Origin of the sequence: Pollutimonas rozaliensis (assembly GCF_048751585.1) — a bacterium.
In the GTDB taxonomy this organism is placed as follows: Bacteria; Pseudomonadota; Gammaproteobacteria; order Burkholderiales; family Burkholderiaceae_B.
The window spans coordinates 15973-35418 of the sequence record NZ_JAZHOB010000012.1; the positions used below are offsets into that span (position 1 = coordinate 15973).

At 54.9% G+C, this 19446-nt stretch carries 18 protein-coding genes and 1 riboswitch; of the genes, 3 read left to right on the forward strand and 15 right to left on the reverse strand.

What is annotated here, in order from left to right; translation table 11 throughout:
* Positions 1–136 precede the first annotated feature (136 nt).
* The 5 genes from V0R37_RS20355 to V0R37_RS20370 all read right to left on the reverse strand — a co-directional run bounded on the left by V0R37_RS20355 (position 137) and on the right by V0R37_RS20370 (position 7484).
* Positions 137–1165 (reverse strand): glycosyltransferase family 2 protein, encoded by a 1029-nt coding sequence (locus tag V0R37_RS20355; protein ID WP_420376304.1) that lies wholly within the window; start codon positions 1163–1165, stop codon positions 137–139.
* A gap of 622 nt (positions 1166–1787) precedes the next feature.
* A complete protein-coding gene (locus V0R37_RS20360; RefSeq protein WP_420376305.1) occupies positions 1788–4931 on the reverse strand; it encodes an efflux RND transporter permease subunit in 3144 nt (1047 codons plus the stop codon).
* 14 nt (positions 4932–4945) lie between these two features.
* Positions 4946–5392, reverse strand: a complete 447-nt coding sequence (locus V0R37_RS23405; RefSeq protein ID WP_489685810.1) for an efflux RND transporter periplasmic adaptor subunit — start codon at positions 5390–5392, stop codon at positions 4946–4948.
* A gap of 59 nt (positions 5393–5451) precedes the next feature.
* Positions 5452–6222: an efflux RND transporter periplasmic adaptor subunit gene (locus V0R37_RS23410; protein ID WP_489685811.1), complete on the reverse strand. Its 771-nt coding sequence runs from the start codon at positions 6220–6222 to the stop codon at positions 5452–5454.
* A complete protein-coding gene (locus V0R37_RS20370) occupies positions 6219–7484 on the reverse strand; it encodes a TolC family protein (RefSeq protein WP_420376306.1) in 1266 nt (421 codons plus the stop codon). The genes V0R37_RS23410 and V0R37_RS20370 overlap by 4 nt, the downstream gene beginning before the upstream one ends.
* Before the next feature lie 945 nt (positions 7485–8429).
* A riboswitch (yybP-ykoY riboswitch) is annotated at positions 8430–8559 on the forward strand.
* A gap of 51 nt (positions 8560–8610) precedes the next feature.
* Between V0R37_RS20370 and mntP the strand changes: the two genes are divergently transcribed.
* Positions 8611–9174 carry a manganese efflux pump MntP gene (gene mntP, locus V0R37_RS20375; protein ID WP_420376307.1) on the forward strand — a complete coding sequence of 188 codons (564 nt, stop codon included), beginning with the start codon at positions 8611–8613 and terminating at the stop codon, positions 9172–9174.
* A 44-nt stretch (positions 9175–9218) separates the two neighbouring features.
* Here the strand turns inward: mntP and dmeF are convergent, their stop codons facing one another.
* Positions 9219–10151, reverse strand: a complete 933-nt coding sequence (gene dmeF / locus V0R37_RS20380) for a CDF family Co(II)/Ni(II) efflux transporter DmeF (RefSeq protein ID WP_420376308.1) — start codon at positions 10149–10151, stop codon at positions 9219–9221.
* A gap of 67 nt (positions 10152–10218) precedes the next feature.
* Between dmeF and V0R37_RS20385 the strand changes: the two genes are divergently transcribed.
* Complete coding sequence (locus V0R37_RS20385; RefSeq protein ID WP_420376309.1) at positions 10219–10494, forward strand: metal/formaldehyde-sensitive transcriptional repressor; 276 nt, start codon at positions 10219–10221, stop codon at positions 10492–10494.
* 33 nt (positions 10495–10527) lie between these two features.
* On the opposite strand, the gene dsbD is transcribed toward V0R37_RS20385, so the two are convergent.
* From dsbD to V0R37_RS20400, 3 genes are all read right to left on the reverse strand, one after another.
* Positions 10528–12492, reverse strand: coding sequence for a protein-disulfide reductase DsbD (dsbD, locus tag V0R37_RS20390; RefSeq protein WP_420376310.1), 1965 nt, complete (start codon positions 12490–12492; stop codon positions 10528–10530).
* Between the two features lie 139 nt (positions 12493–12631).
* Positions 12632–12904 (reverse strand): DUF2933 domain-containing protein, encoded by a 273-nt coding sequence (locus V0R37_RS20395; RefSeq protein WP_209304329.1) that lies wholly within the window; start codon positions 12902–12904, stop codon positions 12632–12634.
* A 412-nt stretch (positions 12905–13316) separates the two neighbouring features.
* Positions 13317–13643, reverse strand: coding sequence for a four-helix bundle copper-binding protein (locus V0R37_RS20400; protein ID WP_118995026.1), 327 nt, complete (start codon positions 13641–13643; stop codon positions 13317–13319).
* 324 nt (positions 13644–13967) lie between these two features.
* On the opposite strand from V0R37_RS20400, the gene V0R37_RS20405 reads away from it, so the two are divergent.
* The gene (locus V0R37_RS20405; protein ID WP_118995027.1) at positions 13968–14189 is read left to right on the forward strand and encodes a GDCCVxC domain-containing (seleno)protein; all 222 of its coding nucleotides are present in this window, start codon (positions 13968–13970) and stop codon (positions 14187–14189) included.
* Positions 14190–14226: 37 nt separating this feature from the next.
* Here V0R37_RS20405 and V0R37_RS20410 read toward each other — a convergent pair whose 3' ends face one another.
* The 6 genes from V0R37_RS20410 to V0R37_RS20435 are packed head-to-tail and all read right to left on the reverse strand — an operon-like array spanning position 14227 to position 19442.
* Positions 14227–14973, reverse strand: a complete 747-nt coding sequence (locus tag V0R37_RS20410; protein ID WP_420376311.1) for a cytochrome c biogenesis CcdA family protein — start codon at positions 14971–14973, stop codon at positions 14227–14229.
* A gap of 43 nt (positions 14974–15016) precedes the next feature.
* Entirely contained in the window at positions 15017–15634 is a 618-nt protein-coding gene (locus tag V0R37_RS20415) for a TlpA family protein disulfide reductase (protein ID WP_420376312.1), read from the reverse strand.
* 19 nt (positions 15635–15653) lie between these two features.
* Positions 15654–16511, reverse strand: a complete 858-nt coding sequence (ccmI, locus tag V0R37_RS20420; protein ID WP_420376313.1) for a c-type cytochrome biogenesis protein CcmI — start codon at positions 16509–16511, stop codon at positions 15654–15656.
* Positions 16508–16963, reverse strand: a complete 456-nt coding sequence (locus V0R37_RS20425) for a cytochrome c-type biogenesis protein (protein ID WP_420376314.1) — start codon at positions 16961–16963, stop codon at positions 16508–16510. The genes ccmI and V0R37_RS20425 overlap by 4 nt, the downstream gene beginning before the upstream one ends.
* Positions 16960–17484, reverse strand: coding sequence for a DsbE family thiol:disulfide interchange protein (locus V0R37_RS20430; RefSeq protein WP_420376315.1), 525 nt, complete (start codon positions 17482–17484; stop codon positions 16960–16962). The genes V0R37_RS20425 and V0R37_RS20430 overlap by 4 nt, the downstream gene beginning before the upstream one ends.
* Positions 17481–19442 carry a heme lyase CcmF/NrfE family subunit gene (locus tag V0R37_RS20435; RefSeq protein ID WP_420376316.1) on the reverse strand — a complete coding sequence of 654 codons (1962 nt, stop codon included), beginning with the start codon at positions 19440–19442 and terminating at the stop codon, positions 17481–17483. Before V0R37_RS20435 ends, V0R37_RS20430 begins: the two co-directional genes overlap by 4 nt.
* Positions 19443–19446: the final 4 nt, after the last annotated feature.

The window sequence follows — 19446 nt, forward strand, 5'->3', positions numbered from 1 at the left end:
TTCACACTGACTCCATTTATTTCATTTGTTTGTTATTCTAATGAACCGCTGCTGACAATGACAGGTCGCTGCAATTACATTTTTGACATGTTTAAAGCCAATCGTAATGCGCTACCGTTCAGGTCGTTGTATGAGGCTACTTTTCTGCATGTGAGTGCTCGGAATTGGCAGTCATTTGGTCCACTACTCTTCCTCGCTTCAGCACCTCATGCACCAAATACACGGGACGTTGCTTAGTTTCGTAATAGGTCTTGCCGATGTACTCGCCAAGCAGCCCAATTGACAGCAATTGGGCACCACCAAGAAATGTAATCATGGCAATGAGGGAAGGGTAACCTTGCACTGGGTCGCCGAAGACAAGCGTCTTGGCAACAATCCACAGGGCGAAAATAATGCCAAGAAATGCCGTCAGCAGGCCTCCAGCGACGACAAGGCGCAGCGGAGCGGTGGAGAAAGAAGTAATGCCCTGAAAGGCGAGGTTAAACAGGCTGGCGTAGTTCCATTTGGTAGTGCCCGCCACACGCGGCATCCGATCATACTCAATGACTGTCGTGGGCAAGCCTATCCAGGCAAACAAGCCTTTCATGTAGCGATTCCGCTCGTTCAACTGTTGCAGGGCATAGATAGCCTTGCGGCTTAACAAGCGAAAATCACCGGTATCGGGTGGGATCTCCACGTCGCTGACAGCATTGAGCACTCGGTAGAAGTGATGTGCGCTGCGGCGCTTGAACCAGGTTTCGCCTGCTCTTGAGCTGCGGCGCATGCAAACGACGTCCGCACCCTCGTTCCAGGCTTGCATCATTTGGGGGATTAACTCTGGAGGATCCTGCAAATCGGCATCCATGATGACGACCGCAGCGCCGACGGCATGCGCTAGACCTGCTGTCAGAGCCGCTTCCTTTCCAAAGTTTCTGCTTAGGAATACAGCCGTGACAGCCGGGTCATCTTTGGCCAGCCGCCTCATCATAGCCGGCGTACCGTCGCGACTACCATCATCCACTAAGACCAGTTCATAAGCAACGCGCAGTCCGGCGAGCACTGCAGTCAACCGCTCGTACATAACCGTGATGACCTCCTGCTCGTTGTACAGCGGAATTACTACCGACAACTCCGTCGCGCCACCCTTATCTAACTCGGGGCTCATTATCTCGACCAACGCGCTCATGGAACTCAATCCTTATGTAACAAATGACATTCATCACCGCAATTGCGGCGTTGGTATAGGGGCGAACCAACCGACCACTGGTGGCTAGACGAAGGGCGGCCCCGTCTGCGTGCCCCAGGAACAGCTAACGTAGTTGGATGCTTCGCCTAAGAGCATCCTGCATGAATCGTTATTGAACCCGAAGGCTTGCGGAATCATCTGAAACAACACGATGCCATTTCTCAACTTTAATTAAATACAGCTGTCATTTCCGTGACGCCTGGATTACTTTTTTGTAATCCGCCTGGAAGGCACAGCTTGTAAGCCCATTGGCAAATACCTTTTGATTCGCGGATTCACCGACTCAGAAGTCGCGCGATTTGAGTTGGCGTTCAATATGTTCATGCTCCAATATTTGCTGCCATGGACGTCAAGCTAGTAGCTGGGCCGACATCTAGTCCGGATTTGCCGGCGACTGGGTCTTAGTACATACCAACGACGTTAATCTGTTAAAAGAGCCCATCGTCCGTCGAAACAGCTAGCAAATATCACAGTTATAGATAGCCACGAATTTTTTGAATGTTCTACTGCCTAGCAAGGAGGCGAACTCGGCTCCTAATGCCTATCTCCCCCTTATCAAAAACTACTCTTCAGTTTCTCGAGCAGCGGCACGGCGGTGGCTCAATTGATACAGTATGGGCAATACCAGCAATGTCAGAAAAGTCGAAGAAACGATGCCGCCGATCACGACCGTGGCAAGCGGGCGCTGCACCTCCGCACCCGTCCCCGTATTCAGCGCCATGGGCACAAAGCCCAGCGAGGCCACAAGCGCGGTCATCAGCACCGGCCTGAGTCGAGTCAAGGCACCCTCGCGGATCGCTGCATTGAGCGACAGGCCCTCCTCGCGTAAGCCCCGGATGAAAGACAGCATGACAAGGCCGTTCAGCACTGCTACGCCCGACAATGCAATAAATCCCACCGCGGCAGAAATTGACAGCGGGATGCCCCGCAACCAAAGCGCGACGATGCCGCCGGTAAGCGCGAAAGGAATGCCAGTAAATACCAACAGCCCGTCCTTGATGTTGTTGAACATCATAAAGAGCAGAAGGAACACCAGCAGTAGCGCAACCGGCACCACAACTTGCAGCCGTTTTGTTGCCGATTCAAGCTGTTCGAACGTGCCGCCCCAGTCGATCCAGTAACCTGCTGGTACTTGGACCTGTTCCTGGATGCGTTCTTGTGCCTGCGACACAAAGGATCCGATGTCGCGCCCTCTTACGTTGGACGTAACGACGATGCGCCGTTTACCGTTCTCGCGACTGATCTGGTTGGGCCCCATAGTCGTTTCCAGCGTTGCGATCGAGCCAAGCGGAATGTGACTAACCGCGCTTCCCATCGTGGCCGGCAAAGCGATTGGCAGCCGCTTGATAGCATCAACGTCGCTGCGCAACGCCTCAGGTAGCCTCACCACTATCCCGAAGCGCCGATCACCCTGAAAGAGCGTTCCAGCCTCACGCCCTCCCACAGCAACGGCTACTGCATCCTGCACTTCCTGAAGGGCCAATCCATAACGCGCAGCCTGAGAACGGTCAATAGCAACCGTCAACACAGGTAGGCCCGTGGTCTGTTCAACATTGACGCCTGTAGCGCCAGGTACCTGCCCGAGCACCCTTGCGATTTCTGTCGCCGTCGAATTCAGCACGCCCATGTCATCACCAAAGACCTTCACCGCTACATCCGAGCGCACGCCCGAAATTAGCTCATTGAAGCGCAACTCGATCGGCTGGGAGAACTCGTAGTTGCTTCCAGGAAGTTGCGCAGCGGACGCTTGAACGTGGCGCAAGAGCTCATCCCGTGGCAACCCGGGATCTGGCCATTGATCCTGGGGCTTGAGCATGACGTAGGCGTCCGAAATATTAGGCGGCATGGCATCGGAAGCGACCTCGGCGGTGCCCGTGCGTGCGAAGATCCGCTCAATTTGCGGAAACTCCTTCAAAAGTTTACGTTCCAACTGCTGCTGCATCTCCACGGACTGCGTCAGGCTGGTGGCGGGCACGCGCAACGCTTGGATGGCGAAATCCCCCTCGTTCAGACTTGGAATAAATTCGCTTCCCATGCGCGCTCCAATGAGACCTGAGAGCACGATGGTTACGGCCGCGAAAACCAGTACGGCGGGTTTATTGGCCATAGCCAAGTCCAGGGCGGGGCGATACACGCGCTTGGCACCGCGAATGAAGACGCTTTCCTTCTCGGTAACTCGCTTTCCAATGAAGAGTGCGACCGCAGCAGGCACAAAAGTGACTGAGAGGATCATTGCCCCGAATAGCGCCGTTACTACCGTGAAGGCCATAGGAGTGAACATCTTGCCTTCCACGCCCGTAAGGGCGAAGATCGGCAAATACACGATCATGATAATGAGCTGCCCAAATATCAACGGGCGGCGCACTTCTTTTGACGCAGCGAACACTTCGTGCATTCGCTCCGACAGTGAGAGCGGTCGGCCATGGCGAGCTTGGGCATGTGTCAGGCGCCTCACGCAGTTTTCAACAATCACGACAGCGCCGTCAATGATGATGCCAAAATCCAGTGCCCCCAGGCTCATTAGGTTGGCACTGACGTTGCCGGTGACCATGCCCGTAAACGTGAACAGCATGGCCAGCGGAATAACAAGCGCAGTAAGCACGGCAGCGCGAATGTTGCCCAGGAACATGAATAGCACGACGATGACCAAGAGCGCGCCCTCGAGCAGGTTCTTCTGAACAGTGGCGATCGCCTTGTCGACGAGTACAGTGCGGTCATACACAGTCACTGCATTCACACCCTGGGGTAAACTGCGGTTGATCTCCTGCATTTTCCTATCAACCGCGTGGGATACGGTCCGACTGTTCTCGCCCATAAGCATGAAAGCCGTTCCCAGCACCACCTCACGGCCGTTCTCGGTCGCCGCGCCGGTGCGCAACTCCTTGCCAAGGCCGACGTGCGCAACGTCTTGAATCCGGATAGGTGCGCCGTCCACATTGGCAATAAGGATTTGGCCAATGTGCTGCATCGACTGCACTTGGCCGGGGACACGGACAAGGGACTGCTCACCACGATGTTCGATGTAGCCGGCGCCCACGTTGTTGTTGTTCTTATCTACGGCATCCATCAGATCTTGCAAGGTAAGACCAAAAGAGCGCAACTTTCCCGGATCCGGTGCGATCAGGTACTCCTTGGCGAACCCTCCAATGGTGTTGATTTCCGTCACGCCGGGAACATTGCGCAGCTGCGGCTTAATGATCCAGTCCTGAATTTCGCGTAAATCCGTTAACGTGTAAGGTGTGCCATCTGGCTTGAGCACCCCTTCATCTGCCTCCACTGTCCAGAAGTAAATCTCGCCAAGGCCAGTGGAAATCGGGCCCAATGCTGGCGTAATACCAACGGGCAGCTGATCCTTGGCTCCTTGTAGCCGTTCGCTCACCAACTGCCGGGCAAAATAGATGTCGGTGCCTTCCTCGAATATGACGGTTATTTGGGACAGCCCATAGCGTGAGAGCGAGCGGGTCTCCTTCAGCTTCGGGATGCCCGCCATGACAGTTTCGAGCGGGTAAGTAATGCGTTGCTCGACCTCTAGCGGCGAATAGCCAGGTACGGGCGTATTGATCTGTACTTGTACGTTGGTGATATCGGGTACGGCGTCGATGGGGAGGCGCTGGTAGTTATAGATGCCCAGCGCGGCCATCCCGAGCACGGCTAAGATGATCAGCCAGCGCTGCTCGATTGAAAAACGGATGATACGTTCGAACATGGCTTATTTCCTGATCAATGACTGTGCGAGGCGCTAGCCTTGCCTAACTCGGATTTGATGACAAAGCTGTTTTTCACGGCGTAACGCGCACCCGCTTTCAAGCCTTCGACAATCTCCACCGCGTTGGCATCGCGGCGGCCGGTCGTCACAGCTTGCGCAACAAACTCGTTATCGTGCCGCACAAATATCACTGACTCTTCCTCCAAGATGTGGATTGCCTCGGGCTCTATAGCGACAAGAACTTCGGACTCACCTGAAAGCACTTGGACGTTTACGTACAGACCAGGCCGCCAGGCCCCATCGGGATTGGCAAGGCTAATTCGAGCCGTAGCCGCCCGACTTTGCTGACCCAACAGCGAGCCGACATAGGAAACGGTGCCCTCCGATCGCGAGTCAAAGGCGGTAGCCTCTACGATTGCTTTGCTGCCAACGCGTACAGCTCCGAGCGCCTCAGCTGGCACGATAATGTCAGCCCATACCGTCGACAGATCCGATATCTTGAAGATCCGCGCATCAGCACTTACCGTTTCTCCAAGCGCGATATCTTTTCGATGACCATTCCATCGAAAGGCGCTCGCACTTCCAAGTGGCTAAAGCCCCCCGGTTTGCCCGCGTCAGCCCCGAGTGCCTGAAGCTGCTCGAGCGCATCGGCCACAGAGATCTGCACCTCTTGCAGTTGCTGGCGAGCCTGAAGGTAGTCCTGCTTGGCCGACACCTTCTCCTTCCATAATTGCAGTTCGCGCTCATAGGTGGTCCGGGCCAGAGTCAGACGCTTTTGCGCGGCGCTCAACGCGCTGCGTCGCTCGGACAACTCGGGGCTGGCTATTACGGCCAATACATCACCCTGCTTAACCTCTTGACCCAGATTGACTGTAACGGCCTGGACAACGCCAGCAAGGCGCGGAACGACCTGCGCAGTACGATCGGCGTTAAAGACGATTTCGCCAGGCAACTGGATGGCGCTCTGAATGCGCGCGGGCTTAGACGTGGCCATGGTGATTCCCGCCGCCTTAATCTGCGCCTCGGTGAAAGTCACCTCGCGCTCGTGCTGCCCTTCTCCACCATGCGCCTCACCACTCTCATCAGCACGTTCAGCTTCCTTGCCGTCGTTCTTCTTGTCGGTGCCTTCAGTGGAATGAGCGTGTTCTCCATGCTCTGATCCGCCGTCCTCAGTCGTGGTCCCTGCCAGTAACAAGGTGCTCAGCAGGGCGCCGATCAGGACAATAACGGCAATTAAGACGGACTGCCTCATGCGGTTACCCGAAACGGCATTGTTTTGTGTACTTTTCATAGTGAATCCGATCCCAGAATACGGTCTATTTGTGCAAGAGCTTGGTAAGCGTCGGACAGCGAGGAAAGATGGCGAACACGCGCTTGAAACAACGTTCGCTGCGCGTCCAGTACTTCGGTAAAACCGAACTTTCCTACCTCAAATCCTCTTTTTGCTCGCTCAAACGCCGTATTGGCCTTGGGCAAAATTTCGGATTCAAGCCTGACCGATCTGCTTTTGGCAATGTCGAACTGGCTGGCGGCTTGTTGTAGCTGCGTCTGCAAACGAACCTTTAGACCCCGATAGTCGTCTTGACTCTTGTAGGCCAGCATCGACGCTTCATAGACGTTTCCTTGATTTCGATCGAAAAATGGCAACGGAATCGACACCCCCACCATCACCTGATTTCGGCTTAGCTCGTTATTGCGGATTACGCCAGCGCTTACAGTCAAATCTGGGTATCTTTTGCTCCGTTCCACCTGAATCTGTGCCCGACTTCGTTCCAACTCAAGCCGTGCAACTTGCACATAAGGAGAGCGCTCCAGTGCGGCGGTCAAGTCATCTAAATCAGGGCGCCCCGGCAAAACAGCGGGCTGCCCCTCCGCTTTGGCGAACTGCGGTGAAGGGTTGCCCCACAGCGCCGAAAGGTTACGCCTAGACAACTCCAGGGAGCTGGCCGCCTGGGCCTGCTCCAATTCGGCGTTCGCCAGTTCCACCTGTGCCCGGTCAGCTTCCAGCGGCGGGACTTTTCCCGCTTCAACGCGACGATCTGCAATACGGTATGCGTCGCGCGCGATCTCGACAGTTTTAGTCGACAATTCGACTTGCTCTTGCGCGATCAGTACATCAAAGAAACTGGCCACTGTCTGGGACCGAACATCCGCCCGAGTCTGCAGCAACTCCTGGCGCGCAATATCGCGGGTAAGCTCGGCTTTGGCAATGCGCGCGTCGCGCTTGCCCCCAAGCTCGATGGGCACGCTGAGTTTGGTCGTTGTGGTGCGTGAGGTCTTACGGGACGTGTCCTCTACTTCGACGTCCAATATCGGATTTGGCCTCACGCCGGCCTGAAGGACGAGGCCTTCAGTCGACTCAGCCGTATAACGAGCGGAAGAAAGTGAGTAGTTGGCTTCCAGGGTCAGTTTCACTGCCTGGCTGAGCGTCAGCGAAGCTACTGGTTCAGTTTGCTTCCCTGGGATCGCGTCGATATAGGACGGCAACGGCTGAGCCATTGCCGCGCTCCATAGTGCCGTCGCGGCTCCAAATAGAACTAATGCGCTGCGCATGGAATTGCTCCAAGATAGTCGTTCGAGGTACTTGACTCTTGAGCAGTGCTGGGAGCGGGTAGGTGCGAAAGCGGTATCGCCTACAGATCAGGCTGCCCCATGAGATTCGGTTCAACGAGACTGCCGCGCTGACGATCCCAGCTACTGCAAGGATGACGGGACGACACGGTCAAAAGTTGCGCGTCGTGCCGCTTCAGGCCGACGCCATCCATTTAGGCCGTTCTGGCCTTTCGATGGGAGATTGCCGTAGGAGCTGCGGCTCGTCGGCTTCAGGAGGGAGGGAAGATAAAACGGGTATTACTCGAGGGGGATAAGTCTCGACAATGCTTAAGGCATGCAAACCACAAAAGCGGTCTTCGTGATGAGCACTCGCAGTGGTTGAGCCGCGCTCATCGCCCTGCCCGGCTTTAGTTTCTTGAGTTTCGGAGCAGGGATGGAGGCAGGCATCATGCTCTTGTGCGACGTATATGCTGACTATGCCCCAAGAAGCTTGGAGCGGCAGAAGGACAAGCACAAGGATTAACACGAGCTTTTTCATTTCAACGTGATTATACCGATTCTCACTAATGAATCTTTAACAAACCACGGCCCGATATAATCGGCAAGCAATGGCTAAAGTTGTTGAACTTTTCACGCAAAGAAAATCCTGTATGGGGGCGCTAATCGAGCTCAAAGCTATCGGCTCGGCGGAAGCAACAAGCTGGTAACTATTAATATTAATTAACCATAACCGTCACACCGGCAACAGCCCGATTACTTTTTTGTAATCCAAGAACACGCTCTCGGCACGAGTATCGAAACTCTTTTAATCCCAAACAATAGATCCACAAAAGGCGACTACTAGGGGAAAATCCATCCATTCGTTAAATTTGGAGATCTGCCAATCTAGTCCTTTGAGCTCTTGCGAGCACCCACATCGGCTCCTATGCCGTCAAGTGTTAGAATTCAGTTTCCTCTTTGGGGAGTAGCCTACTTTCGACTTCGCGCGAAAGGGTTGCGTCAACATTCTTGGCTCCAACGCCATGGCGCAAGCGGCCGAAAGGCATGGCGAGACCATAGACTTTTCCAGTGCGCTGCCGAGTCGTACCGGAAAGTCCATGTGTCGCTCGGCTGGAACCACTCCCGTATGAATTTTGTTTCTACGATGATCCTGGCGTTGGCAATGTCAACCGACGCGTTTGCCGCCGCCGTGGGCAAAGGTACTGCCCTTCGCAATCCTCGCATATCAGAAGCGCTAAGAACCGGTATTATTTTTGGTGTAATCGAAGCCATCACGCCGTTAGTTGGATGGGCTCTAGGTTCCATCGCAGCTGAGTTCGTCGCAGATTGGGACCATTGGATCGCTTTTACCCTCCTCTTGATTTTGGGCGCGTTGATGATACGCACTGGCCTTCGGGCTGAAGAGCCCGAAGCCACTCCTACGATCCGTCACTCGTTTTGGTTACTTGCCGCCACGGGGTTCGCCACCAGCATTGATGCGATGGCCGTGGGCGTCAGTCTGGCCTTTATCGATAACAATATTTTGGTCACGGCAGCGGCCATTGGCTTAGCGACGTTCCTGATGGTGACGCTAGGTGTCATGGTAGGCCGATTAGTCGGCAATGTAGCCGGCAAGTGGGCGGAGATTCTTGGCGGGTTAGCGCTGATAGGTGTCGGTACGGTCATTCTGTATGAACACCTCACCATGTAAGAAGCAAATGAACTTAGGCGACGCTAAGCGGCTACGCCTGGTTCTCATGTATACAGCGTGTTTACTTCCACGGTTACATGGACAAGTTCTTCATGAATGCTAAGTTGCTGCCGAATCTGGTCTGCCGTGATCGAGCTTAACGTGGCGAGCGAGACGATACACGCATACTTTCCTTTGCCGACTCTCCATACATGAAGGTCGGTGATTTGCACTGTGGGATTTTGGCGCAAAACCTCACGGACCTCGTTCACCACCGGAGTATCCATTTCCGCGTCCAGCAGCACGCGCCCCGTCTCCCGCAGTAGCCCTTGCGCCCACATGGTCACAAGGACTGCACCCACGATCCCCATGAGAGGATCGAGCCAGTCGGCGCCCCAAAGCTTTCCACCCAAGAGCGCCACTATCGCTAGGACAGAGGTCGCCGCGTCGGTAATGACATGCAGGTACGCTGAACGCAGGTTCAGGTCATGATGATGGTGGTGCGCTGTGTGCTCTCCTGCATGGTGCGCGTGATGATGCCCATGATCCTCTCGTAACAGCCATGCACAAGCCAAGTTCACCAGCAGACCGACGATGGCAATACTGATCGCTTGGTTGTGGTGGATTTCGGCTGGAGAAAAGAGCCTTTGAACTGACTGAAAAAGCATTAAACCGGCCACGCCCAACAACAGGATGGCGCTGGAGTATCCGCCTAGAATCTCGATCTTCCATGTTCCAAAGGCGAACCGACGATCTTCCGAGTATCTCCTGGCGGCGGCATAGGCGACGAGGGAAAGCCCAAGCGCCAAGGCGTGCGAGCTCATATGCCAGCCGTCCGCCAAGAGCGCCATGGAGTTGTACCACCAACCGCCTATTATCTCGGCGATCATCATGGTAGCCGTCAGCCATACGGCCCAGCGGGTCCGACGTTGCGCAACAGGATTGCCTTGATCAAATACGTGGGAATGCTGCCAATGATGAGGCGATGTCTGACTCATGGAGGACCTTTAATTTATATCAATATATACTATACCCCAGTACCCTATAAATCGTAGCGAGATTCGAATGGCGCACACAGTTAAAGACAAGAACAGGCTCCTAGCGCGGGTACGTCGAATTCATGGACAGACGGCGGCCTTGGAAGCAGCGATAGAAGCGCAGAACGATTGTCATGGGATACTCCAGCAAATTGCAGCTATCCGCGGAGCGGTAAACGGTCTCATGGTTCAGGTGCTGGAAGGTCAGATTCGCGAGCACATCGCTGCCGAGGGTTTGACAACGAAGGAGCGCGAACAAGAGGTCAACCAGCTGGCTGAGGTGCTGCGATCCTACCTGAAGTAAAGCCCCAGGTTGACTTAACTGAGCGTCTGGCTCTCAACCTCCCTGACGTGGCATGACCGAATCTAAAGAGCGCGAGAACTTCTGGGGCGCCTGAAACCCGATAACCTGAAAGTCGATCTCCGCCCCTTGTCTGTCGAAAAAGATAATGCCGGGCGGGCCAAAGAGCCCAAAACGTTTAAGCAGTGCTTGATCCTCGGCATCGTTCGCGGTCACATCGGCTTTAAGCAGCACGACGTCTTTCAGGCGCTTTCTCACCTGGGCATCGGTAAACGTGAAGCGCTCCATCTCCTTGCACGAGATGCACCAGTCTGCCCAGAAATCGAGCATGACATAGCGGCCTTCAGCCCCCTGCAATTGCGACTCAAGGTCGGCAAGGCTCGTGACTTTCTTGAACTGCAGCTCGGGTGAGCTGATATTCTGTGCGGCCGCAGCATCTGCACCTCTTAAACCGCTCAGGGGCTGCAGCACATCGCGGCCTCCTGACAGCACGCCGATGAGCAGCGCCAAACCCGAAATTAGTGCAATGACCCCAACCCCTTTGCCAAAACGCACGAAACCAGGCGAGCCGTCGGGCAACGGGTCCAACGCCTTCAGGTACATCGCAGAAATAATGAGCAAGACGGCCCATAAGCTCATATGGACGACGGAAGGTATGACCGGGGAAATTAGGTAGATGGCCACAGCCAGCATCGTGACGCCAAAAAAATGCTGCACGGATTTCATCCATGGGCCAGCCTTAGGCAAAAGTGCGCCTGCTGTGGTGCCAAAAATCAGAAGCGGGACCCCCATCCCTATGGCGAGTGAGAAAAGCGCCAAGCCACCCAGCACGACGTCTCCTGTCTGCCCGATGTAAAGCAGTGCTCCGGCCAGAGGTGCCGCTACGCACGGCCCGACAATGACGGCAGACAACACACCCATGACGAATACGCTCAAGACCTTGCCACCAGCCGACCGGTTTGCGGCGCCCGCTAGGCGACTTTGTATGGAAGCGGGTATCTGAAGCTGATAAAAGCCGAACATAGAAAGTGCAAGCAGTACAAATACGATCGCAAAACTGCCCAACACCCATGGGTTTTGCAGGTATGCCGAGAGCATCGTCCCTGCTAATCCCGCGGCCACACCGGCGAGCGCGTAAGTTATGGCCATGGCCGTCACATAGACCAAAGAAAGTCCAAACGCGTGGCGGCGGCTTAACGAGCGCCCCTGCCCAATAATCATTCCCGACAGGATCGGAATCATGGGCAGCATGCAGGGGGTAAACGCCAGAACCAAGCCAAAACCAAAGAAGGCGGCTATAAGCGCCCACGCATTGTCCTGAGCGAACAGATCTCGTACGAGGCTTTTTTCCGAGACTTGGACCTTGGCAGTGCTTCGCGGGATGCCGCTACTTGCTTGAGCTTGCGCTGGCGCGACGTTAGCACCCGCGGAGGCGGCGCTGGTCTGAGCTGCCTCGACAAGCACTACGGACAGCGTTTTATTTATTGGTGGATAGCAGACTCCGGTCGGATCGTTACAACCCTGATAGGAGGCTTGCAGAATCAGCGGATCGGAAATGGATCCAGACAGCCGATTTAACGTAATTGGGATCTGGACAGATCCGTAATACACCTCGACATGCCCAAAAGTGGGGTCATCCTTAAGCTTACCTTGGGGTAGCGCGACGTTCTTGATCGCTGCGCTGGATGACGCCTGAAGAGCGAACGCAATCCTATCCCGATAAAGATAATAGCCGTCTGCTGCAGTGAGCGTAGCGACTAGCGTATCGGCGTCGCGTGCCCTCACCGAGATTTTGAACGCTTCGTTTAGTGGCAACAGCTCTTGATCAGAATTCTCGCCGCCAAACCAACTTCGCATGGAGCCCAGAATCCCACTGTTCGAGGAAGCAGAAGCCAACACTGTAGTACCGGTGGACTCGGCTGGCATTTCAGAAAATTGCGCGGAGCTGATACCAGGTAACCACGCCAGTGCCAACACCAGCATGGCTATCAGAAAACGCATAGAGTTCACTTCAATTACTCATCATCCAGAACATCATGATGCCCATGAAAACGAAGGCGAAAAATAGCGATCAACCCAATTACAGCTAGCATTAGGAGAGCTATTCGTGTGAGTTTGGTTCCCATGGCCTGCTCCAGTATCAAGGTGCTTTCTTGTGCTCTAGTGCACGTGGGTAGTCCCCAACATTAGCGACTTCCGGCATTGGCGCTTGGGCGGGTTCACTCGTCTTTGATTCGTTATCGCTGTGGCCCGACTGCATGCCTTTCATCATGAAAAACATCATCAACGGACAGATCAAGAAGAATAAGAACGGGCTTGCCGCAGTAATCCACTCACGAGCATCCGGCAACGCTGCATAGGCGACAGCAATCAACACGGCTAGCCCAAGACCGGCCTTGAGCATCGTCTTCATATCACATTTCATTGTTGGCTCCTTATACTTGCGTGGCGGATGAGTTATGCAGAAATCCAGCGACGAGCCTACTGTACTACTTCGCTGCTGTCAGGCAGATTGCGCGGACATTACATCTTCGTCATCTTTGAAAAGGAGCTCGAGGGAGGAAAAAATTTGTTGCTATATGTACAAAGCGGTCGCCCCGTTTCAGCAGCACTAGTGAACAAAAGACAAAGCGTTCCATATATACAGTGGGCGAAAAATCTGCCGGTTGACATTGTCGCTGTGGGGACGTCTACTCTGCTGATAAACGTGATGAGGACCAAGTTAAGCGGACAGCGCTACAGCGCCGTCCGGTCATTCTGGCCAGACTAGGCGCTGATCAAAAAGCACATCGTGCATCGGGCGTACTGTACGCCCAGTAGTTCATTTATGCCATCCGCCTACACGCTTCGGCACATTTGCGGCAAGCCTCGGCGCAGCGCTGGCAGTGATCCATTTGGTGCTTGGCGCACTCATCCGCGCAAGCTTGGCAAACATCGGCGCACAGGCGACAAAGGGCTTGGGCAAACTCACTGTCCCTGGCCATATAACTGGCCGCTAGGCGGCAAATTTGCGCGCAGTCCATGTCTAGCTTTATGCAGCGTGCCATCGCTTTGACGTCTTGTTCCCCCAGGCATGAAACAGCGCAGTGGTCGCATTCGGTAGCGCAAGCATAACAAGCGTCGATGCATGATTGAAACTTTTCATGAGGCATATTAATCTCCAAAGAATTTAAGCTGTGATTAGGAAGCGACTTCGCTACGCGATGCCACTTGCCTTATCCAGCAAGTTGAATGCCTTGAGCGCCGTACTTTGTTCTAAAATCTCGTTATCTTCACGCGATCTGTGCTCTACATGCGCCTCGTATTACAATTTTTTAATGCTTGCGTTATGTTGGCGTCAGCGCCATAACACTGCAGTTCAATAAGATAATCAATACTCTCTTGTTGGAGCACGTGGAAGCATTTCGCGCGCCGAATTATCGCCACGCCTTTCTTGAGCACGATCATGTGCACACACTGCTGATGAGAAATATGGAATGAGTGCTGTTGTCCTAAAGTCCACGCTAACCTGCCCCCGATGTGGGAATGTCAAAACGGAAACCATGCCGACCGATGCCTGCCTATGGTTCTACGAGTGCAAGCAATGCCGGGCTATTCTGAAACCACAACCCGGCGACTGCTGTGTTTATTGTTCATACGGGTCCGAGCCATGCCCGCCAGTTCAAGAAAACGGCAAACAGCACGGCTGTTGTGGCTGACCGGATATCAAGAAGCAAAACACGGAAGGCCACGCAACTACCCAATCGCCCCAAGCGCCGGAAACGTCCTCAGTAACCAAATAGCAAAACGCACCAACTGTCCACTTGCCACCGCAATGCCCATCAGCACCAGAATCGCACCGGTGATTATCTGAAGATAACGACCCGTTCGGCGCAACGAACCTATTCGACGCATAAACGGCGTCATGAAGTACGCGGAAAGCAAGAACGGCACACCTAAGCCCAGTGCGTAAATACCCAAAAGCAATATTCCCTGCCCAAGGCTCTCAGACGTGGCCCCGAGTATCAAAATACCGCCAAGTACGGGGCCAATACACGGCGTCCAACCGAAACCGAACGCCATGCCAAGCACGGTCGCCGACCAAGGCTTACCGCCGCCGCCCTGCGGTTCAAAGCGGTAGTATCGTTGCATCCATAGCGGGGCACGTATAACGCCCATAACCATCAGGCCAGCGACGACAATAACGCCGCCCGCGGCAATATTCAGTTCATAGCGATACGATAGAAACAAACGCCCAATTGCGGTGATGCTGGCCCCTAAAATCAGAAACACCATGGAGAAGCCAGCAACGAAACACGCACTAAGGCCCAATGCTCGCCAGCGAGCCACACGTGCTTCAGTATGAGAGGTACTGGACTGAACCGAATCGCCCGCAATATAGGAGAGGTAACCTGGCACGAGCGGTAAAACACAGGGCGATAGGAAGGAAGCAATACCGGCGAAAAACGCCGTTAATAGCCCAATGACAGTTAATTCAAGCATCGCATCATCCCCAGTTGGTAGTCTGCTTTATTCTTATCTCGCATCACTTTGAGTCCCGAATAGAGGCGTGCAGCAGTGCGCCATCAATCAAGGCTTCAACTTGCAGGCCATCCCAGGCAGCGGGCCCCATCGCCCTGCCGATTTCGCGCCCTTCTCGATCAATCAATAGCGTTGTTGGCACGCCCGGCGCACGCAGCGTGTCTGAAACCCTTGTCGTCGGGTCAACGTAATGCTTTAACGTTCGAATACCAAAATCCTGATAGAACGGTTTGATCAAATCAGGATCCCGATCAATCGACAGGGCAACGACTTCAAAGTCTGGACCGCCACGCTTGGCATTTAACCGGTCCAACGATGGCATCTCCTCCCGACACGGGGGGCACCAGGTCGCCCAGACATTAAGCAATATGACACGGCCTTCAAAATCGGCCAAAGTCACGGTCTTGCCCGTCGGATCCTGGAAGGAGAGCAAAGGCAGTTCGCGTGGCGTATGCCAGCGCATGAATCGCTGCCCCCCTATGTCCACCGCAACATTAAGTACTCCACCTAGGAGATTTTTCGAGGCATTGTTACGTTGGTACAAAAACAAGGCGGTCGCGATGGCGATCACGCTGATTAACGCCACTGCTGCCCAAGCAATTATCTTAAAAGAGTTCTTCATTGTTAACGTTCAGCATCCATCAGTTCTTGGGGGTTACCGTTTCGGCTTGTGCTCGACGAGCTCGCTCTATGCTGTCTGCGACAGCCCGCGCGGCGTCCGAGTCAGGCGGAAGCAGGTCGAATAACTGTTGCCAATAGTCAATCGCTGCCGGATAGTCTTGGCGCTCAAGCGCTGCGGCGCCCGCCAAAGTCAGGGCGAATGGTTCCCGGGGATTGAGCGATAGTGCGCGCTCCAGCAATTGCGTCGGCTCCCCTTTAAAGCCAGCTTGATTGCTTCTGGCGAGTGTTTCAGCATATTCGGATAGCGCCAAAGGATCCGACTGGATGACGGTCGCCGCTTTGGCAAAGGCGGCAGCCGCGTCTTCATATTTTTCAAAATAGCGATATGAGCGCGCCAGCATGAGCCAACCAGGCGCGTCATCAGGATTGCGCGCCAGCCTCGCAGCGAGCGAGTCCACCATCGCCTGCACATCGGCTTGTGTCATAGCGGGAGCACTTTGGGCCGGCGGTGGCGTAATCGCAGCGGGGTTCCCTATCGCCAGATAGGTAAGCGTTGCTGCCACGGGTAAGACGATGGCCAGCGCTATCGCGGCTGACTTGCTGCTCTGGCGCCGTTGCCCGGTATCCTGAGCGGGTGTTGCCTCATCAAGCACACGTCGTTGCAGCTCTTGTTGGGCCGCAGCGTGATCGGGCACAGACAATATACCGTTGGCGCGATCCTGCTCCAGTTCAACCAGTTGGTCGCGCAGTACCGCCGCATTGACGGCGTGATGCTCGACACTGCTGTCCAGCTTGGGGCCACGCCACAGAACAAACACCAGCCACCAGGTGACGCCAGCAGCAAGTAAAGCGGCAATTAGGGTAAAAATCAAATTCATGGTGATGTTCCGGTGTCCGTGGTTTGCGCGAGCAGCGCCTGCGCTCTTTTACACTCATCGTCGCTTAACAAGGCGTCAGCCACACTGCTTTTGCGGCGTCGCAATGTTGTCGCCAGAACGAGCAGTCCAAAGGCCAGCAGTAGCATGGGACCAAACCAGAGCAATAGCGTGGTGGCTTTTAAGGGCGTGCGATAGAGTATGAAATCACCATACCGATCAACCATATATGCCCTGATCTGGGTGTCACTTTGACCAGCCTGAATCTGCTCACGTATCTGTTGCCGCAAGTCCACGGCCAGGTCGGCGCGCGAGGCCGCGATCGATTCGTTCTGGCACACCAAGCAGCGCAATTCAGCGGCGATGTCCAGCATGCGCTTTTCCGTCGCCGCGCTATTCGCCCACGATGGCAAGGCGATGACGGCACACAACAATGTCAGCCACCAATATTTCATTTTTCAAGCTCCCGTATCAGGGGTAAAAGCGTGTCGCGCACCGCAGTATCGGTTACCGCTCCGATGTGCTTGTAGCGAATGAACCCGGCCTTGTCGATAACAAAGGTTTCAGGCACGCCATAAACGCCATAGTCGATACCCACGCGCCCTTGCGTATCGGATACGGACAACACATACCCATTGCCATGGCGTTCCAACCACGAAATCGCTTCCCCGCGCACATCCTTGTAGTTGAGGCCAACAATGGGCACTGCATGTGTCTTAGCCAACGCCGTAATCACGGGATGCTCTTCAAGGCAGGCATAACACCAGGAGGCCCACACATTAAGCAGCCACACTTTGCCCTTCATGGCTTCCGGTGAAAACGTTTCCTCTGGGGACGCCAATTGAGGCAACGTGAAACTCGGTGCCGCTTTGTTAATAAAAGGCGAAGGGACTTCGCTGGGCTTGAGGGTCAAACCAAAAGCCAGGAAGCCCACCAGCACGACAAAAGCAACCAACGGCCATACAAAGCGGCTCATGATGTAGCCCCTCCTGCAACCAAGGCAGCCTTTCGTTCGCGACGCTTAAGTCGATAACGGCGATCACTGATGGCTAACAGCCCACCCAACGCCATCAAGATGCACCCAATCCAGATCCAATCAACGAATGGTTTGTAGTAAACCCGTACGCTCCAGGCACCGTCGGTGAGCGGCTCACCCAGGGCGACGTACACGTGACGCAACCCGTTGGCGTCAATGGCCGCTTCGGTCATAGGCATTTCCGAGGAGATGTAGCTGCGTTTTTCAGGGTGAAGCAGACGCAAGATTCGACCATCGCGTGACAGCTCGATATCACCGATTTCTGCGACATAATTAGGTCCCTGTGCTTTATTGACGCCTAGAAACTTCAAGTCATAGCCCCCTGCGCTTACCGTGCTGCCAGGCGTCATACGCACGTCCTGTTCGGTTTCATAGCCCATGACGAGCGTCACGCCCGCTACGAACACAGCAATGCCTAAATGGGCCAGATGCATGCCTAGCCAGCTAAGCGGTTGGGCTCGCAGCCCAGTGCGCGTAGCCCGCATACGGTCAACGATGCCCTTAACTACCGCAGTGGCAATCCACGTGGCCAGTGCCAAGCCTAAAGCCACCAGCGCCGACCAACGCCCCAGCATGAACGGTGCGCCGACACCGACCACAAGCGCCGCCATAGCCGGAACATGCAGGTGTTTCATCAGAGCGCTTATCTTGGCCGACTTCCAGTTAGCAACCGGGCCTACCGCCATAAGAAGCAGCGCGGGCACCATCAGCGGTATGAAAACGGCATTAAAGTAGGGTGGTCCCACCGAAAGCTTTCCTAGCCCGAGCGCATCGATGAAAAGCGGATACAAGGTCCCGAGAATGACGGCCCCCGCTGCCACCGCCAACAACACGTTGTTCACCAGCAAGAGGGATTCACGCGATATCAGTTCAAACCTTCCGCCCATGCCCACCTTGGGCGCGCGCAGCGCAAATAAAAGCAAGGACGAGCCCACCACCACGGCGAACAGCATCAAAATGAACACGCCGCGGCGCGGATCGGTGGCGAAGGTGTGTACTGACGTCAATACGCCTGACCGTACGAGAAAAGCCCCCAGCAATGAAAGCGAGAACGTACTGATGGCAAGCAGCACCGTCCAGTTTTTAAAACTGGCACGCTTTTCAGTTACCGCCAGGGAGTGAATTAATGCGGTACCCACCAGCCACGGAATAAAAGAGGAGTTTTCTACCGGATCCCAGAACCACCAGCCGCCCCAACCCAGTTCGTAATAGGCCCACCAGCTCCCCAAGGCGATACCTAAGGTCAGGAACAGCCACGCTGCCGTCGCCCAGGGCCGGGACCAACGGGCCCACGTCGAGTCGAGCTGCCCCGCCAGCAGTGCGGCAATGGCAAATGCGAACGCCACCGAAAATCCGACATACCCCATGTACAGCAGGGGCGGATGAAATATCAGTCCAATGTCTTGCAGGAGCGGATTCAGGTCCATACCGTCCAAGGGTGCCGGTACCAGGCGCTCGAACGGGTTAGAGGTAAGCAGCACAAAGAGCAGGAATCCAGCGGTGACCAGGCCCAGCACCCCCAATACGCGTGCCACCATGACATCGGGCAGTTGCTTGGAGAACACACTTACAGCGTACGCCCAGCCTGTTTGCATCAGCAGCCACAGCAAGAGCGATCCTTCGTGGCCGCCCCAGACCGCCGCGATACGGTAAAGCAAGGGCAATTGCGAGTTGGAGTTCTGGGCGACGTAAGCCACCGAAAAGTCCTTAACGATGAAGGACCAGCCCAGCGTCGCGAAGCTAACAATAATTAAAAGAAACTGCGCGCGCGCGGCAGGTCGAGCAAAGGCGATCCAGACATCATTGCCACGCGCCGCACCCGCGAGGGCTAAACAGCCCTGCGCAAGCGCTACAAATAGCGTCAGAATCAGTGAAAAATGACCGAGTTCAGCAATCATGAGC

Bases quoted from the DNA above. Each gene is read 5' to 3' on its own strand.
- V0R37_RS20385 (WP_420376309.1), top strand. From the start codon at position 10,219: ATGGCGCACACAGTTAAAGACAAGAACAGGCTCCTAGCGCGGGTACGT.
- V0R37_RS23410 (WP_489685811.1), bottom strand. From the start codon at position 6,222: ATGAAAAGTACACAAAACAATGCCGTTTCGGGTAACCGCATGAGGCAG.
- V0R37_RS20360 (WP_420376305.1), bottom strand. From the start codon at position 4,931: ATGTTCGAACGTATCATCCGTTTTTCAATCGAGCAGCGCTGGCTGATC.
- V0R37_RS20435 (WP_420376316.1), bottom strand. From the start codon at position 19,442: ATGATTGCTGAACTCGGTCATTTTTCACTGATTCTGACGCTATTTGTA.
- V0R37_RS20370 (WP_420376306.1), bottom strand. From the start codon at position 7,484: ATGCGCAGCGCATTAGTTCTATTTGGAGCCGCGACGGCACTATGGAGC.
- V0R37_RS20355 (WP_420376304.1), bottom strand. From the start codon at position 1,165: ATGAGCGCGTTGGTCGAGATAATGAGCCCCGAGTTAGATAAGGGTGGC.
- dmeF (WP_420376308.1), bottom strand. From the start codon at position 10,151: ATGAGTCAGACATCGCCTCATCATTGGCAGCATTCCCACGTATTTGAT.
- V0R37_RS20395 (WP_209304329.1), bottom strand. From the start codon at position 12,904: ATGAAGACGATGCTCAAGGCCGGTCTTGGGCTAGCCGTGTTGATTGCT.
- V0R37_RS20400 (WP_118995026.1), bottom strand. From the start codon at position 13,643: ATGCCTCATGAAAAGTTTCAATCATGCATCGACGCTTGTTATGCTTGC.
- dsbD (WP_420376310.1), bottom strand. From the start codon at position 12,492: ATGCGTTTTCTGATAGCCATGCTGGTGTTGGCACTGGCGTGGTTACCT.
- V0R37_RS20430 (WP_420376315.1), bottom strand. From the start codon at position 17,484: ATGAGCCGCTTTGTATGGCCGTTGGTTGCTTTTGTCGTGCTGGTGGGC.
- V0R37_RS20415 (WP_420376312.1), bottom strand. From the start codon at position 15,634: ATGAAGAACTCTTTTAAGATAATTGCTTGGGCAGCAGTGGCGTTAATC.
- ccmI (WP_420376313.1), bottom strand. From the start codon at position 16,511: ATGAATTTGATTTTTACCCTAATTGCCGCTTTACTTGCTGCTGGCGTC.
- V0R37_RS20405 (WP_118995027.1), top strand. From the start codon at position 13,968: ATGAGTGCTGTTGTCCTAAAGTCCACGCTAACCTGCCCCCGATGTGGG.
- mntP (WP_420376307.1), top strand. From the start codon at position 8,611: ATGAATTTTGTTTCTACGATGATCCTGGCGTTGGCAATGTCAACCGAC.
- V0R37_RS20425 (WP_420376314.1), bottom strand. From the start codon at position 16,963: ATGAAATATTGGTGGCTGACATTGTTGTGTGCCGTCATCGCCTTGCCA.
- V0R37_RS20410 (WP_420376311.1), bottom strand. From the start codon at position 14,973: ATGCTTGAATTAACTGTCATTGGGCTATTAACGGCGTTTTTCGCCGGT.